15 protein-coding genes are annotated in these 14,422 nt (G+C 33.8%); 12 read left to right on the forward strand and 3 right to left on the reverse strand.

Annotated features, from left to right (window positions below):
- Positions 1-211: 211 nt before the first annotated feature.
- The 3 genes from acs to IGB25_RS04470 form a co-directional block, all read right to left on the reverse strand.
- Positions 212-2,119: an acetate--CoA ligase gene (acs, locus tag IGB25_RS04460; protein ID WP_211066342.1), complete on the reverse strand. Its 1,908-nt coding sequence runs from the start codon at positions 2,117-2,119 to the stop codon at positions 212-214.
- A gap of 257 nt (positions 2,120-2,376) precedes the next feature.
- Complete coding sequence (locus IGB25_RS04465; protein WP_211066343.1) at positions 2,377-2,739, reverse strand: DUF779 domain-containing protein; 363 nt, start codon at positions 2,737-2,739, stop codon at positions 2,377-2,379.
- Positions 2,740-2,868: 129 nt separating this feature from the next.
- The gene (locus tag IGB25_RS04470) at positions 2,869-4,365 is read right to left on the reverse strand and encodes an aldehyde dehydrogenase family protein (protein ID WP_211066344.1); all 1,497 of its coding nucleotides are present in this window, start codon (positions 4,363-4,365) and stop codon (positions 2,869-2,871) included.
- Between the two features lie 123 nt (positions 4,366-4,488).
- Here IGB25_RS04470 and IGB25_RS04475 point away from each other — a divergent pair, with 123 nt between their 5' ends.
- The 12 genes from IGB25_RS04475 to rmuC all read left to right on the forward strand — a co-directional run bounded on the left by IGB25_RS04475 (position 4,489) and on the right by rmuC (position 14,393).
- Complete coding sequence (locus IGB25_RS04475) at positions 4,489-5,406, forward strand: AraC family transcriptional regulator (RefSeq protein ID WP_211066345.1); 918 nt, start codon at positions 4,489-4,491, stop codon at positions 5,404-5,406.
- Positions 5,407-5,635: 229 nt separating this feature from the next.
- A complete protein-coding gene (locus IGB25_RS04480) occupies positions 5,636-6,163 on the forward strand; it encodes a class IV adenylate cyclase (protein ID WP_211066346.1) in 528 nt (175 codons plus the stop codon).
- A 747-nt stretch (positions 6,164-6,910) separates the two neighbouring features.
- The gene (locus IGB25_RS04485) at positions 6,911-7,462 is read left to right on the forward strand and encodes a DUF488 family protein (protein WP_211066347.1); all 552 of its coding nucleotides are present in this window, start codon (positions 6,911-6,913) and stop codon (positions 7,460-7,462) included.
- On the forward strand, positions 7,462-7,938 hold the full coding sequence (locus tag IGB25_RS04490; protein WP_211066348.1) for a DUF488 family protein: 477 nt from the start codon (positions 7,462-7,464) through the stop codon (positions 7,936-7,938). The genes IGB25_RS04485 and IGB25_RS04490 overlap by 1 nt, the downstream gene beginning before the upstream one ends.
- Positions 7,938-8,588 carry a hypothetical protein gene (locus IGB25_RS04495; RefSeq protein WP_211066349.1) on the forward strand — a complete coding sequence of 217 codons (651 nt, stop codon included), beginning with the start codon at positions 7,938-7,940 and terminating at the stop codon, positions 8,586-8,588. Before IGB25_RS04490 ends, IGB25_RS04495 begins: the two co-directional genes overlap by 1 nt.
- A 240-nt stretch (positions 8,589-8,828) precedes the next feature.
- On the forward strand, positions 8,829-9,068 hold the full coding sequence (locus IGB25_RS04500; protein WP_211066350.1) for a type II toxin-antitoxin system ParD family antitoxin: 240 nt from the start codon (positions 8,829-8,831) through the stop codon (positions 9,066-9,068).
- A gap of 745 nt (positions 9,069-9,813) precedes the next feature.
- Positions 9,814-9,960, forward strand: coding sequence for a hypothetical protein (locus IGB25_RS04510; RefSeq protein WP_211066351.1), 147 nt, complete (start codon positions 9,814-9,816; stop codon positions 9,958-9,960).
- 569 nt (positions 9,961-10,529) lie between these two features.
- Entirely contained in the window at positions 10,530-10,850 is a 321-nt protein-coding gene (locus IGB25_RS04515; RefSeq protein ID WP_211066352.1) for a hypothetical protein, read from the forward strand.
- A gap of 214 nt (positions 10,851-11,064) precedes the next feature.
- On the forward strand, positions 11,065-11,499 hold the full coding sequence (locus tag IGB25_RS04520) for a hypothetical protein (protein ID WP_211066353.1): 435 nt from the start codon (positions 11,065-11,067) through the stop codon (positions 11,497-11,499).
- Positions 11,500-11,766: 267 nt separating this feature from the next.
- The gene (locus IGB25_RS15450) at positions 11,767-11,931 is read left to right on the forward strand and encodes a hypothetical protein (RefSeq protein ID WP_211066354.1); all 165 of its coding nucleotides are present in this window, start codon (positions 11,767-11,769) and stop codon (positions 11,929-11,931) included.
- A 58-nt stretch (positions 11,932-11,989) separates the two neighbouring features.
- Positions 11,990-12,823 (forward strand): hypothetical protein, encoded by an 834-nt coding sequence (locus tag IGB25_RS04530; RefSeq protein WP_211066355.1) that lies wholly within the window; start codon positions 11,990-11,992, stop codon positions 12,821-12,823.
- 163 nt (positions 12,824-12,986) lie between these two features.
- A complete protein-coding gene (rmuC, locus tag IGB25_RS04535; protein ID WP_211066356.1) occupies positions 12,987-14,393 on the forward strand; it encodes a DNA recombination protein RmuC in 1,407 nt (468 codons plus the stop codon).
- Positions 14,394-14,422: the final 29 nt, after the last annotated feature.

The following is a 14,422-nucleotide window of genomic DNA, read 5'->3' on the forward strand; positions in this document are numbered from 1 at the left end:
AACGTGAGTTCGATTTATTGAAATCTGTAAATCAGATGATTACATATATTTGTTAGCAAATTTTGTCATTTCGAACGAAGAATGAGGAGAAATCTCATCTGAGATGTCTCGTCGCTCATGCTTCGCTCTATCGACATGACAAATGATTAAATATCTGTATTTTATATGAATATATTTTATTGGAATTTGAATTGAACTCACGTTAAATAATTTATAGTTTACCTTTAATTATTTCATCAACCACTTCAGGATTTAGCAATGTGCTGGTATCGCCAAGATTACTGGTATCATTTGATGCGATTTTTCTTAAAATTCTACGCATAATTTTTCCACTTCGGGTTTTGGGCAAACCATTAGTAAATTGAATTTTGTCCAGTTTGGCGATAGTACCGATTTGTTCGGTAATGATTTGATTGATTTCTTTTCTAACGTTGTCTTGATTTCTGCTCTCACCAGTTTCTTTCATCGTGATATAGCCATAAAGTGCATTGCCTTTGACCTCGTGAGGAAAACCTACAATAGCACTTTCTACCACAGCTGGGTGCTCGTTGATGGCATCTTCAATCGGTGCGGTGCCTAAATTATGTCCTGAAACAATAATCACATCATCTACTCTACCTGTAATTCTGTAATAGCCTACTTCATCTCTAAAAGCAGCATCGCCTGAGAAATACATATTTTTAAAAGCTGAAAAATAGGTGTCTTTATAACGCTGATGATTGCCCCAAATGGTTCTTGCTATGCTTGGCCAAGGGAATTTGATACACAAACGTCCATCAACTTGATTGTCTTCTACAGGTTTTCCGCTTTCATCCATCAAAACTGGTTGAATGCCAATAAATGGTAATGTGGCATAAGTTGGTTTGGTTGGTGTTGCAAATGGAATGGGCGAAATCATAATCCCACCAGTTTCGGTTTGCCACCACGTATCTACAATAGGAGATTTTTTCTTACCAACATTATCATCATACCAATGCCAAGCTTCTTCATTGATAGGCTCGCCTACTGTGCCAAGAACTTTGAGAGAAGATAAATCGTGTTTTTCTACGTGTTCAACACCTTCTTTGGCTAAAGCTCTGATGGCAGTTGGTGCGGTGTAAAACTGATTGACCTTATGTTTTTCAACGATATCCCAAAAGCGACCAAAATCAGGGTAATTTGGAACGCCTTCAAACATCACCGTTGTTGCACCATTACACAATGGACCATAAACAATATAGCTATGACCCGTAATCCAACCAATATCGGCGGTACACCAATAGACATCGTTGTCTCTGTATTGAAATATATTTTTAAACGTATAGGCTGTATAAACCATATAACCTGCTGTGGTGTGAACCATACCTTTAGGACGACCTGTTGAACCTGATGTGTATAAGATAAACAACGGATCTTCAGCATCCATAATTTCAGCTTCGCAATTGGTATCGGCTTGGTCTAAAAGCGGTTGAAGCCAATGGTCACGTCCTGATTTCATATCGATGTCCGTTTGAATTCGTTTAACGACAAGCACATTTTCTATGCAACTGCAAGATTTAAGAGCTTCATCTACAATACCTTTCAGGTCAATTGTTTTTTGACCGCGATAAGAACCGTCACTGGTGATGAGCATTTTGCATTCAGAGTCGTTGATTCGTGTAGCTAAGGCATTGGCTGAAAATCCAGCAAAGACTACAGAGTGAATAGCACCAATTCGTGCACAAGCCAATATTGAAATGGCCAATTCTGGAATCATAGGAAGATATATACAAACGCGGTCGCCTTTTTGAATGCCTTTTGATTTTAAGACATTTGCCATTTGACATACTTTTTTGTGTAATTCTTTATAAGAAATATGTTGAGCGTCTTCATCGGGATTGTTGGGCTCAAAAAGTATGGCGGTTTTATCGCCTTTTGTGTAGAGGTGACGGTCTATACAATTTTCGGTGATGTTAAGTTTTGCACCTTCAAACCATTTGATTTCGGGTTTAGAAAAATCCCAGTCTAAGACTTTATCCCATTTTTTGCGCCACATAAAATGTTCTTCAGCGATTTCTTCCCAAAATGTTTCGGGATTTCTGATTGACTTTCTGTAAACTTGATAATATTCTTCAAGGTGTTTGATATGGTAATTGCTCATGGTTTATTATTTTGTGTAAATGTTGTATTTCAATGCTTAAAAATAAAATTTTAATTAGAATTAGAATTTAAATCTGCAAGATTTTATGAAAATAGGTTTGATTAACAAGCTTGCAAACACTAAAACCCTGCATATTTTCTATTTTTTTTAGGTTGATCAATCTTGTTGCTCCTGCGTGATGGATTGCAACGGAAATCCCACATTCCGCTTTTGACGGGAGGCACGCCCAAATTATATAGATGTGTTTTGTCAATATTTTATTGTTCTGTTTGGTTAAAAAAGTTTTGTTCTTCTTTGTTAAGAAGGCGAGAATGAATGATAAATCTTAAGCCTAATGGAATTTCTAATGAAAAGCTTGAACCGCGTCCTTCGGTAATGTTTATGGTTAGAAAAGTGTGTTTCCAATATTCAAATTGGTCTTGATTCATATAAAATGGCACGTCTGCAATTTTACCCAAATAAATATCACTTTCGTCGAGATACATATCATCTTTTTCAAAAATCATAGGTGAAGAGCCGTCGCAACATCCGCCACTTTGGTGAAAAATCAAGTCGCCATGTTTTGCTTTTAGTTTTTCTACAATTTTTGCGACTTCGGGTGTGATGTCTATGCGTTTCATTTTTAGTATAGATTTGTTATTTTTATTTATATTATATAATTCATATTTAGTTACTTGCTTTGTTTTATTTTAAGTTTAAGATTAAAAAAAAAGTAGGCTGAGTTTAGCCTACTTTTATGGAGTTTTGATTTAAAAAAGACCTAATTTGTTTTTATCATAAGAGATTAACATGTTTTTGTTTTGGCGATAGTGGTTGAGCATCATCAAGTGATTTTCGCGACCAAAGCCTGATTTTTTATAACCACCAAATGGAGCGTGAGCTGGATAAGCGTGATAGCAATTGACCCAAACTCTACCGGCTTTGATGGCTCTTGGAATTTGATATAATTGGTGAGCGTCTCTGGTCCACACGCCAGCACCAAGACCGTATAGCGTATCGTTAGCGATTTCTATAGCTTCGGCTTCGTCTTTAAATTTTGTAACACAAACTACAGGACTGAAGATTTCTTCTTGAAAAACTCTCATTTTGTTGTGACCTTCTAAAATTGTAGGTTTGATGTAAAATCCTTTTGACAAATCGTCTTCTTTATTGGCTTCGCCACCACATAGTAATTTGGCACCTTCGTCTTGACCAATTTTTAGATAGGATAGTATTTTTTCATATTGGTCGTTTGAAGCTTGTGCACCGACTTGTGTATTAATATCGTATGGGCTGCCTTGAACAATGGCTTTAGTTCTTTCAACAACGCGTTCCATAAATTTATCATAGATATCTTCTTGAACAAGGATTCTTGATGGACAAGTGCAAACTTCGCCTTGGTTAAAGGCAAAAAGCACGGCACCTTCTATACATTTGTCTAAGAAATCGTCATCAGCATCCATGACAGAATTAAAAAATACATTGGGCGATTTACCACCGAGTTCAACGGTCACAGGGTTTATGTTTTTGGAAGCATATTGAATGATGAGTTGACCTGTTGTTGTTTCTCCAGTAAAGGCGACTTTGTCAATTTTTGAGTGTGAAGCAAGAGGTTTGCCAGCTTCTGGTCCAAAGCCATGAACAACATTAACAACACCAGCAGGGAAGACATCTGCAATTTTTTCCATCAATAGAGTTGCTGAAGATGGAGTTTGTTCGGCAGGTTTTAGAACAACGCAATTTCCTGCAGCTAAAGCTGGTGGCAACTTCCAAGACAGCATCAAGAGTGGAAAATTCCAAGGAATAATTTGACCAACGACACCTAAGGGTTCTTTGATATTCAATGATAGCGTGTGCTCGTCTAACTCTGAAGCAGTTCCTTCTTCTGCTCTAATACTTGAAGCAAAATACCGCCAATGGTCTGATGATAATGGAACATCTGCATTTAATGTTTCTCTAATGGGTTTACCGTTATCGCAGGTTTCTACGCTTGCAAATTCCTCTAAGTTGTCATCAATAATATCTGCTACTTTATTGAGCAATGTTGCTCGTTCTGTAGCAGATGTTTTGCCCCAAGCTTCTTTGGCTTTGTTAGCGGCATCGACAGCCAAATCTACATCTTCTTTTTGAGATCGGGGATATTTTGCGATTAGACTTTTGTCTATAGGTGAAGTGTTTTCAAAATACTCTCCACCGAGAGGTTCAACAAATTTACCGTTAATAAAGTTGCCATAACTGGCTTTAAATTTAGGTTTAGAATAACTCATGATTTTGTGTTTTTTTATTATTTTCTAAATTTATTGAATTATTTTGTTTATTTATTGAACAATAATATCATTTTATTGCACAATTCTATTATATTTATAATCTGCAATTTTTTTTTAAATCAAATGGGACGCCTTTTAAATTATCATAAAAAACGAAGAAAACTCACTACCTTAGTAGAAAATAGAACTGTATATAGTGCTGATTTTGCAGAGCTTAATATTTATGAGACGCATGAATATGCCGAGAAAGTTGAATTGAAATTTAATTTTCCTGTTATAGCCAGTATGCTTTCAGGAAAAAAAATTATGCACATTGACGGCATACCGAGTTTTGATTTCTTTCCTGGTGAGTCTGTAGTTATGCCAAGTGGACAAAAAATGCTTATCGACTTTCCTTTAGCTTCAAATCAAAATCCAACGCAGTGCTTAGCTCTTGGTATTGATGACGCTAAAATTGCTGAAGTTGTTGATAGGTTCAACACAATTGTAAGTGTTGAAAATGAAAATAATTCGTGGTCTTTGAATGATACGTCAAATCATTTAACCCATAACAGCGATGTAAATGATTTGATCAATCGTTTGGTTCACACTTTTATGCATAATACCAAGTCAAAAGATGTGTTGCTTGATTTGATGATTCAAGAACTGATTGTCAGATTGCTTCAAACCAAGGCTAAAGCTTTATTGATCAGTGATATGCAAAATACGTTATCAGATACAAGAATAGGTTCGGTTATAAAATATATCAAGCAAAACTTAACCAATAAAGACATTAGCGTTGAAAAATTGACCAAAATAGCTAATATGAGTAAGTCCCATTTTCACAAAACTTTCAAAAACACCTTAGGCATCTCACTTGTAGATTATATCAATTCTGAAAAAATCAGGTTTTCTAAAAAACTGATAAAAGAACGACATGATTTGTGTATTTCAGATATTGCTTTTTATTCAGGTTTTAATTCAATTAGCTATTTCAACAGACAGTTTAAAAAATTAGAATTAATGACACCACAGCAATTTAAAACTTCAATCAATAAATAGAAATTATATTTATCTCAAATTCTACTTTTTGTTATTAATGCATTGATTAAGCTTGCATTAGTCAATGAATTAGTGGTTTAAAAACACATCGCTTCGTGAAATGTCGAAATTTTATCAGTTGAACTTACGCTAAAATTAAATATGTTTCCAAAAAGAAAAATATAACTTTGTCAATATGTGTAATACCGAATGATATAATCTGAAGGGTTTAAATATTTAAAAAATAAAAATGAACGTTAAGAATTTTGAATTTAAGGCAAAAATAGACAAAATTGAAACTTACGAAAACAAGTTACTAACACTTAATCCAGAATTTAAAGGTATTGACCACCAAATAGATACATATTTTAATGTTCAACACGGTAGATTGAAACTAAGAGAAGGCAATATTGAAAATTCATTGATAAACTATGATAGAGAAGATATTTTAGGTTCAAAAGAATCTAAAATTATTTTATACCAACATGAACCCAACGTTGCTTTGAAAAAAATATTGACAAAACAGCTTGGCATCAAAGTTATAGTGGATAAAAAACGAAAAATATATTTTATCAATAATGTTAAATTTCACTTTGATTTAGTTGAAGATTTAGGAACCTTTTTAGAAGTTGAAGCCATAGATAGCAATGAAGAATTTACAATAGAAGAGTTGAAACAACAATGTGATAAATTTTTTGAATTCTTTGAATTGGGTAAAGCCAACCTGATAGACCAATCATATAGTGATTTGATAATAGAAATCCGTAGTGGATTATAAAAAAAATAGGTGCGAAAGGTTTGGGCATTTTTCTGCAAAAGACCTCGCCTACTCCACCGCTACTACCAACAATTTGTATCATTAATGGCTGTGTTTTTGCAAAATTTTAAGGTTTGAAATTTTTTTTTCTATCTTTACCAATAAAAACGAAAATGTGTTGACTTTTTGTATGCCACTAATGTTACACTCGCCCGTTGGTAGCAACTACTCTATAATATTTTTAAAATTATAGGCTCACCCATTTTTTGATTAAATAAGTTGAATGGATTTTTTTCGGTGGAATTTTTCAAAATCCTAAATGATAGGCTTATCACGATGATTGATAACGAATAAAATCTCATCACGACGAGAAAATCACAATCCGAAACAAAAGGCTGATTTGCAATAAAATAGCGAATAAAGAATACGACAAACGATGCTAAATCAAAAATTAAAGCTAAATGTCAACGAAATGTTATAACATCGAAATTATGGGAAATTTAAAACGTGGGAAAGAAAAAAATGGGTGCGAAAGGCTTGGGCGTTTTCAGCAAATGTTCTCGCCTACTCCACCGCTACTACCAACAATGTGTATCATTAATAGCTGTGTTTGGGCAGAATTTTAAGGTTTGTGATTTTTTTCTATCTTTACTAATTAAAATGAAAATGTGTTGATTTTTTGCACGCCATTAATGTTACGTTACACTAGCCTGTTGGGGGACATTTGAAAAAAACACAAAAACGACAAGAATTTCGTAAATTGCAAATATGAAAGACACGACAATATACTCAATAGGACACGGAAATAAGAAGATTGAGGACTTCATAGCCGAGTTGAAGTCGTTTAAGATTCAATTTCTTCTTGACATACGTTCAAAACCGTACTCAAAATGGAATCCCCAATTTAATCAAGCGAGACTTGACTTGGAATTGAAAAATAATGGAATTACCTATGTTTTTGTTGGCGACACATTAGGCGGTCTTCCTGAAGACAGAAGTTGCTATGATTATGACGGTAAGGTCGTTTATGACTTGATTAAAGAAAAGGACTTTTTCAAACAAGGGCTTGAAAGACTAACAATAGCAAACGCAAAAAAAATCAACCTTGCTATAATGTGTAGTGAATCTAAACCTGAAGAGTGCCATAGAAGTAAACTAATCGGACAAGAACTTCTAAACAAAAATATTTCTCTTAAACACATTGTATCAGAGAAGCGAGTTAAATCGCAAGTAGCAGTAATGAACGAACTAACAAAAGGAAAAGGAACAGTTGACCTATTTGGAAACGAAATGGACTTTACTTCAAGAAAATCATATTAATGGAATTTTTTACAATTGGAGTTTACAACTCAACCGAGCAGGAATATTTTAAAAAGCTTTCAGATAATAACATTGACACATTTTGCGATATACGCCAAAGAAGAGGTGTAAGAGGTGCAAAATATGCCTTTGTAAATAGCAATAGGCTTCAAGAAAAACTTAACGAGCTTGATATTAAATATGGGCACGTAATTGACCTAGCCCCTACTTCCGACATTAGAGATCTTCAAAAAGAAGCAGATGCTCAACAGGGTGAATTAAAAAGAGACAGAAATAAACTCGGCAAGGTTTTCACGATTGCTTACAAAGACAGAATATTGAGTCATTTTGATTTTGACTCGTTTATAGATAAACTTGATGAAGTTGGTGCAAATCGAGTGGTTTTGTTCTGTGTAGAAGAAAAACCTGAAGCTTGCCATAGGTCAATTGTAACTGACAAGCTTGAAAAACTTGGATATAAAATCACACATTTGTAATGGAAATTTTAATCACTTCAAAAACACACAAAGGAAATGCAGCGTGCGTAGGTGGTTTAGTTCTAAACAATAATAGGCTAGTAAGATTATTAAATCCAGGAAATTGGGATCAATATGCTGATACTGATTTAGATATCGGTGATGTTTGGGATATTCAATTTGTAGATCGACAAGATACAGAACCACCTCATATTGAAGATGTTATTATCCAAAACCAAACATATGTAAGAGATATTGGCGATATCTCTACCTATTTAAGAAATTGTGGAGTTATGATATACCGCGGTGAACCTACTGCAATTTTTGGTGGACGACTCGGATGGACAAGCAACGGTAGTGGATACATTGGTAACAGAGATAATCTACCTGAAAACAGTGTTGGTTTTTGGATTTCTGACCAAGACTTAACCTTGGATGAAGATGATAAGCATTATAACTATCCAGCAACAAATGCTTTTGCAAGAACTAAACGTTTCCCTTATGTTGGTTTTGAACCAAATGTTGAAGTGATACCTAGTGGCACATTAATGAGAGTTTCGTTGGCAAGGTGGTGGAGTCCTGAAGATTCTGATATGCCTGAAAGGTGCTATCTGCGACTTTCAGGTTGGTATGGATTACCTGAACCTGAAGATGACGATTTACCATTCTGAAAAAGAAAAAACGCACCCCAACATTGTATAAGCATAATGCGGGCTGAACTGCTAAAATTGAGCATTTTTCTCCTAAGAAACTTTAGTCCCTTGACTAACTTAAAATTGAGTAGATTTAGGATTGAAAATTGAAATATTGAATAAAATATAAACGCATGATTTACAGTAATATAATTTTACGTTAGTCAGAATTTGGAAATGATGCGTAATTGATGTATTTTTACACCAAAAAATAGAATTATGGCAAGACAAAGTATATCATTTACAAGTCCGAACGAGGAATGGCTAAAATCTCAAGTTGATAGTAATGAATATTCGAGTAAAAGCGAACTGGTAAATGACTTGATTAGACAAGCTCGAAAGCAACAAGCTCAAATTGACTGGGTTCGTACTAAATTAGATAAAGCTGAAAATAGCGGATTTACGTCTGACAGCAAAAAAGAAATTTTAGCACAATCAAAGTCTTTATTTAATGGCTAAATATAGATTAAGCAACGAAGCGAAAAATGATTTGATACGAATTCATCACTACGGAATTGAAAAATTTGGAATAACCCAAGCGGACAAATATTTCGAATCTTTTTTGAATATTTCGACATTATTGCTGAAAGACCTTTTTCATTTGAATCGGTTGACTATATTAAAAAAGACTACAGACGCTGTGTCTGTGGAGTTGATAGCATTTATTTTAAAGTAAATGAAGATATTATAGAAATAATGGCAATTGTCGGAAGACAAGATTTGAATGAAAAACTGTAACCCGAATTAATAAAAACTGTTACCCACAATCCCTCATAGACTCATAGAAACTTTAGTCCCTCGGCTAACGTAAAATGAGTAAATTTGAATTGAAAATTGAAATGTTGAATAAAATATAAACAATTGATTTACAGTAATATAATTTTAGGTTAGTCAGAAGCTATAAAAAAAAATCATACTAAAAAACCAATAGAAAATAAATTGTATTTTTTGTATCTTAGATTAAAGTTTAAAAAAATTTAGAAACAAGAAAAATATCATTTATTCAAGAATTCTTAAGACTTCAGAATGAAGATATCGTTAGCGAACTTGAAAAATTTCTGCACCAGAGAAAAGCTGAGTTGATTGATGAAAGTTTTAAGCCAATGACAATGGAACAATATGACGTTGAAATAGACCAAGCGATGGATGATTCAAAAAATGGACGAATGATTAAAGCAACGGAATTAAAAGCTAAAATTCAGAAATGGAATTAGAAGTTTACTGGCTTGATCTTGCTGAACATAAACTTGTAGCGATTTACGAATATTATTCAATTAAAGCGAATAAAAAAATAGCTGAAAAACTTATAACTGGTAGTCAATACGACTATTGGAATAGAAAATCAACCTGAAATCGGGCAAATTGAATTAAATTTAAAGCACAGAGAAAAAGAATTTCGATACATAGTATATAAAAACTATAAAATTGTCTATTGGGTAAATTATGATTTCAACCGAGTGGAAATAGCAAATGTTTTTGATACAAGACAAAACCCTAATAGACTTGACGAAACGAAATGAAAGCCTGTTTGTTGCCAACAACTAAGTTTTCGTCGGGTGCGTAGCACCAACGATGAAAAATTATGTTGAACTAAACCGTTGAGTTTAGCCTTCTTTTTGCAAAAATTACCTATTTTGGCATAGATAACCCAATCTTTAGAAAAGAGTTTATCATACAAAGATTGACAGCCAAGGTGATTAAAACGCAATTCTGCCACAAACTTGGCTCTAAAAACTTTGCTCATTGCCTTAACGGAATAAAGAAGCATCCGCCTTTCTATGTTTTGTAGAACTAATGTATTGAGTTTAACACGAGGCTATCAGTAAAGCACGTGTTTTGGCAAAATCAAAAATTTAGGGGTGTTTTTTCGGGAGCAATTTATATATTTATAAAATGTAACAATAACTAAAACTAAAAGAAATGAAAGCAGACAAATTTACTAAAATCGTATTGACAATTATTGCAGTTAATCTTACAATTTTGACAATTAAAAATCTGGATTTAATTCCAAATACTTATGCTAATGAGCCAACAAAAAAATTGGAACTTGCTCCTAATGTCAATTATGGCATTGTACCAGTAAATGAAGATGGAACTATTAGTGTTAAACTGAGTAATCATGATGAAATTGATGTAAACATTGTCGGTGTCAATACAAGTGATGAATTGAATGTGAATATTGATGAAATTGGTGGAGGATACGTTTCACATGGTGGTCCAATTTCTGTGAAAATAGAATAATAATAACCGCTAACAAAGCTATCAGTAATGCACATGTTTTGGCAAAATCGAAAAATTAAGGGTGTTTTTTCACGAGAGATTTATATATTTATAAAATTAAAAAATAGAGAATTGCTCGCTTGAGTTTGGGTAGAGTTTGAAAGTTTAGAGCGTTCTTTTCTCGCACTACTCATAGCCTGAACGTTGTGAGTCATACTGAACCAATCTTTAAGGAATGAAAACGATAATAGAAACCACTCAACTTGAATTCGACAAAAGTGATTTTCTGATTGATTTAGTTAAGCAGGATAACGGATTATTATACATCGAAATTGTCCAAAACATTATTGATTCAGAAAACGAAAAAAGATCAATAAAAATTAATCCAACTGTCCTTTCTGACATTATAAAAGTTCTTCAAAATTATCAAGCAAAAATTCCCAATAAATCTGACTTTGTAAACAAACATATAACTGACTTGGAACAACAGAAAATTCAGAAAAGATATCTAAAAGGTATATCAATAAAAGATTTAGCTATGCAATTTGACCAAACATCTGAACTGATTGAAATGGTTTTGAGAAATAAAGGAATCGAAATTGTGGAAAATGAATTACCCAAACCAAAGTTTTGGAGGAAAAGCTACACTCGGAAAAAAAGAAAAAAATAATGTCAATAGCGAAAAAATACAAACGCACAACACAAGCTATAGTTCAATGCTTCGTAATTTTCTATCTAAAATTCCTTACTTTTACCGAAAATTGGTTTACGACAGAAAGAATCCTGTGGATTTTTTACACAACAATACATAGCCATACAGTCATTGTCAACAGACTCTCGGCTAACGTAAAATGAGTAAATTTAGATTGAAAATTGAAATGTTGAATAAAATATAAACAACTGATTTATAGTGATATAATTTTACGTTAGTCAGAATTTGTTAGAAGGCGGGACAGACATAAGATATATACAAAAGTTTTTGGAATATAGCAGTATCAAAACGACTACAGTTTATACTCATATTAGTCAAAAAAGCACTAAAAAGATAGAAAGTCCATTAGACAAAATGGCAAAAAAGTATAAAAACAAGCCTAAAAATTAAAAAAGTGGTGTATTTTTGTGGATATATACTAGTTAGGCACAATTAAAACATTCACGATATGGGAAAATGTATTTACTGCGGAGAAAAAGTAGGATTTCTGAAAAAGAAACACAAGGAGTGCGAATTTAAATTTCAACAAGGTAAAAATGAATATGTTGAAGTTATTAAATCGAGTATTTTAGACGAAAGTAACTTCAATGGTCTTGAAGAGAAACTCAAAAGTATAAGACAGCAAAGCTATTTAAGTGAAAACTTACATAACGACTTAACAACAAAAGCTTTTGACCTTGCTGTTGAACATTTTTTAGAAGATGGTATTTTGTCGCCTGACGAAGAAGAGAAGGTGGAAATATTTAAAGACCGTTTTCAACTAAGCCAGAATATTTTAGACAAAAATGGCTCATATACGAAAGTTGGCATGTCCTCAATTCTTAGAGACTTGACGGAAGGTAAAATACCCGAACAAAGAATAAAAATTGACGGACAACTTCCATTTCTTTTTCAGAAATCAGAATCTTTGATTTGGGTATTTACGAATGTTGAGTTTTATGAACAGCGCACCAGAACTGAATATCGTGGTGGCAGTCAAGGAGTAAGTGTAAGAGTTGCAAAAGGAGTTTATTATAGAACAAGTTCCTTCAAAGGCAGACCAGTACAAATTTCAGAAATGAAATATATTGGAACAGGTTTACTCGCTTTGACTACAAAACATATCTACTTCGGCTCACCCGAAAAGAAAATCAAAATTCCGATTAACAAATTGGTTTCAATAGAACCGTATGAAGATGGAATCGGACTTCAGAAAGACGGTGTGACAGCTAAACCACAAATATTTAAGAATATTGACGGTTGGTTCGCTCATAATGCAATTTCTAACTTATCTCAGATGTAAAAATAACTGTGCCTAACAGCGTATATAACTTATGGCGGGGATGATGGTAAATTTGAGCTTGATACATTTAAGTAAATTTAGTGCAAGCCGACAAGAAAGTGCTTCGAAAACCGCCACAAGTCATATACGCAAACCGTTGGCAACTATTTAAAAAGACGAAAAAATGATTGAAGGATTACTCATTGGACTTATCGTTCTTACAATAATAAACATTGCTCTCCATTTCCGAAAAAAATCGGATGACAATGGACAAACTGACAAACTTAAAGACATAGAAAATGCGTTAATTAAGTTTGACTCTGCATTTGAGAAAAATGAAAAATCAATCAAGGACGAGTTTCAACGCAACAGACAGGAGAGTAATCAGACGGCAAAGGAAAACCGAGATGAACTTGCTAAAAACCTAAAAGAATTTGCGGACACTAACACTCAAAATAATAAGGACTTAAATGAACTTATACGTCAAAAATTTGGTGACTTCAGCAAACAACAAACTGACCTTAACAAACTATCTGTCGATAACATCAAGGATATCAAAGAGACTATAGAGAAACAACTAAAAGAAATAAGGGAAGACAACACCAAACAGTTAACGGAAATGAGAAAAACCGTTGACGAAAAACTTCAAACAACTTTAGAAAAGCGATTAGGTGAATCCTTTAAACAAGTAAGTGAACGTCTTGAACAGGTTCACAAAGGACTTGGCGAAATGCAAAACATTGCAACGGGTGTTGGAGACCTTAAAAGGGTATTGTCAAATGTTAAAACAAGAGGTGTACTTGGCGAGTATCAACTAGAGAATATCCTTGAACAGTTACTTACAGCTGACCAATACTCAAAGAACGTTGCAACCAAAAAAGGAAGTCAAGCGAATGTGGAGTTTGCTATTAAACTTCCAGGTAAGGACAGTGATGAAGATGTATGGATGCCGGTAGATTCCAAATTTCCCATTGAAAGCTACCAACACCTTTTAAACGCCTATGAAGAGGGAGAGAAAGACAAAATAGAAAGTGCTCAAAAAGTACTTTTAAAAGCAGTCGAATCATTCGCTAAAGACATAAGTGAAAAGTATCTTGACCCTCCACATACAACCGACTTCGCTATAATGTTTCTGCCTGTTGAGAGCTTATATGCAGAAGTCCTTAGACATCCAGGGCTTTTTGAAATCCTTCAAAGAAAATACAGAGTTACGGTCATAGGACCAACAACTTTGTCTGCTTTACTTAATAGCTTACAAATGGGCTTTAGGACACTTGCGGTTCAAAAGCGAAGCAGTGAAGTTTGGAAAATTCTTGAAGCGGTTAAGACAGAATTCAAGAAATTCTCAAGCCAACTTGACAAGGTTGATAAACAGCTTAATACAGCTTCAAAATCCCTCAACGACTTGCGACTTACTAGGACAAATGTGATGAGCAGAAAACTTAAAGACGTAGGAACAATTGAAACCATTGAGGCTAAAGAAGTCCTTGAACTGCCTGATACAGAGAATGACAATGAAGAAGTCCTCGAAGATTTTGATGGGTCTGACGATAACGAATTCGACTTTGGAGAGGAAGGAGAAAAAGAATAAAAAACAGTTGCCAACACCGTGTATGGCTC

Source organism: Flavobacterium sp. CS20 (genome assembly GCF_018080005.1).
In the GTDB taxonomy this organism is placed as follows: domain Bacteria; phylum Bacteroidota; class Bacteroidia; order Flavobacteriales; family Flavobacteriaceae; genus Psychroflexus.

Coding starts and splice junctions, on each gene's coding strand:
- acs (WP_211066342.1), bottom strand. CDS start 2,119: ATGAGCAATTACCATATCAAACACCTTGAAGAATATTATCAAGTTTAC.
- IGB25_RS04465 (WP_211066343.1), bottom strand. CDS start 2,739: ATGAAACGCATAGACATCACACCCGAAGTCGCAAAAATTGTAGAAAAA.
- IGB25_RS04470 (WP_211066344.1), bottom strand. CDS start 4,365: ATGAGTTATTCTAAACCTAAATTTAAAGCCAGTTATGGCAACTTTATT.
- IGB25_RS04475 (WP_211066345.1), top strand. CDS start 4,489: ATGGGACGCCTTTTAAATTATCATAAAAAACGAAGAAAACTCACTACC.
- IGB25_RS04480 (WP_211066346.1), top strand. CDS start 5,636: ATGAACGTTAAGAATTTTGAATTTAAGGCAAAAATAGACAAAATTGAA.
- IGB25_RS04485 (WP_211066347.1), top strand. CDS start 6,911: ATGAAAGACACGACAATATACTCAATAGGACACGGAAATAAGAAGATT.
- IGB25_RS04490 (WP_211066348.1), top strand. CDS start 7,462: ATGGAATTTTTTACAATTGGAGTTTACAACTCAACCGAGCAGGAATAT.
- IGB25_RS04495 (WP_211066349.1), top strand. CDS start 7,938: ATGGAAATTTTAATCACTTCAAAAACACACAAAGGAAATGCAGCGTGC.
- IGB25_RS04500 (WP_211066350.1), top strand. CDS start 8,829: ATGGCAAGACAAAGTATATCATTTACAAGTCCGAACGAGGAATGGCTA.
- IGB25_RS04510 (WP_211066351.1), top strand. CDS start 9,814: ATGGAATTAGAAGTTTACTGGCTTGATCTTGCTGAACATAAACTTGTA.
- IGB25_RS04515 (WP_211066352.1), top strand. CDS start 10,530: ATGAAAGCAGACAAATTTACTAAAATCGTATTGACAATTATTGCAGTT.
- IGB25_RS04520 (WP_211066353.1), top strand. CDS start 11,065: ATGAAAACGATAATAGAAACCACTCAACTTGAATTCGACAAAAGTGAT.
- IGB25_RS04530 (WP_211066355.1), top strand. CDS start 11,990: ATGGGAAAATGTATTTACTGCGGAGAAAAAGTAGGATTTCTGAAAAAG.
- rmuC (WP_211066356.1), top strand. CDS start 12,987: ATGATTGAAGGATTACTCATTGGACTTATCGTTCTTACAATAATAAAC.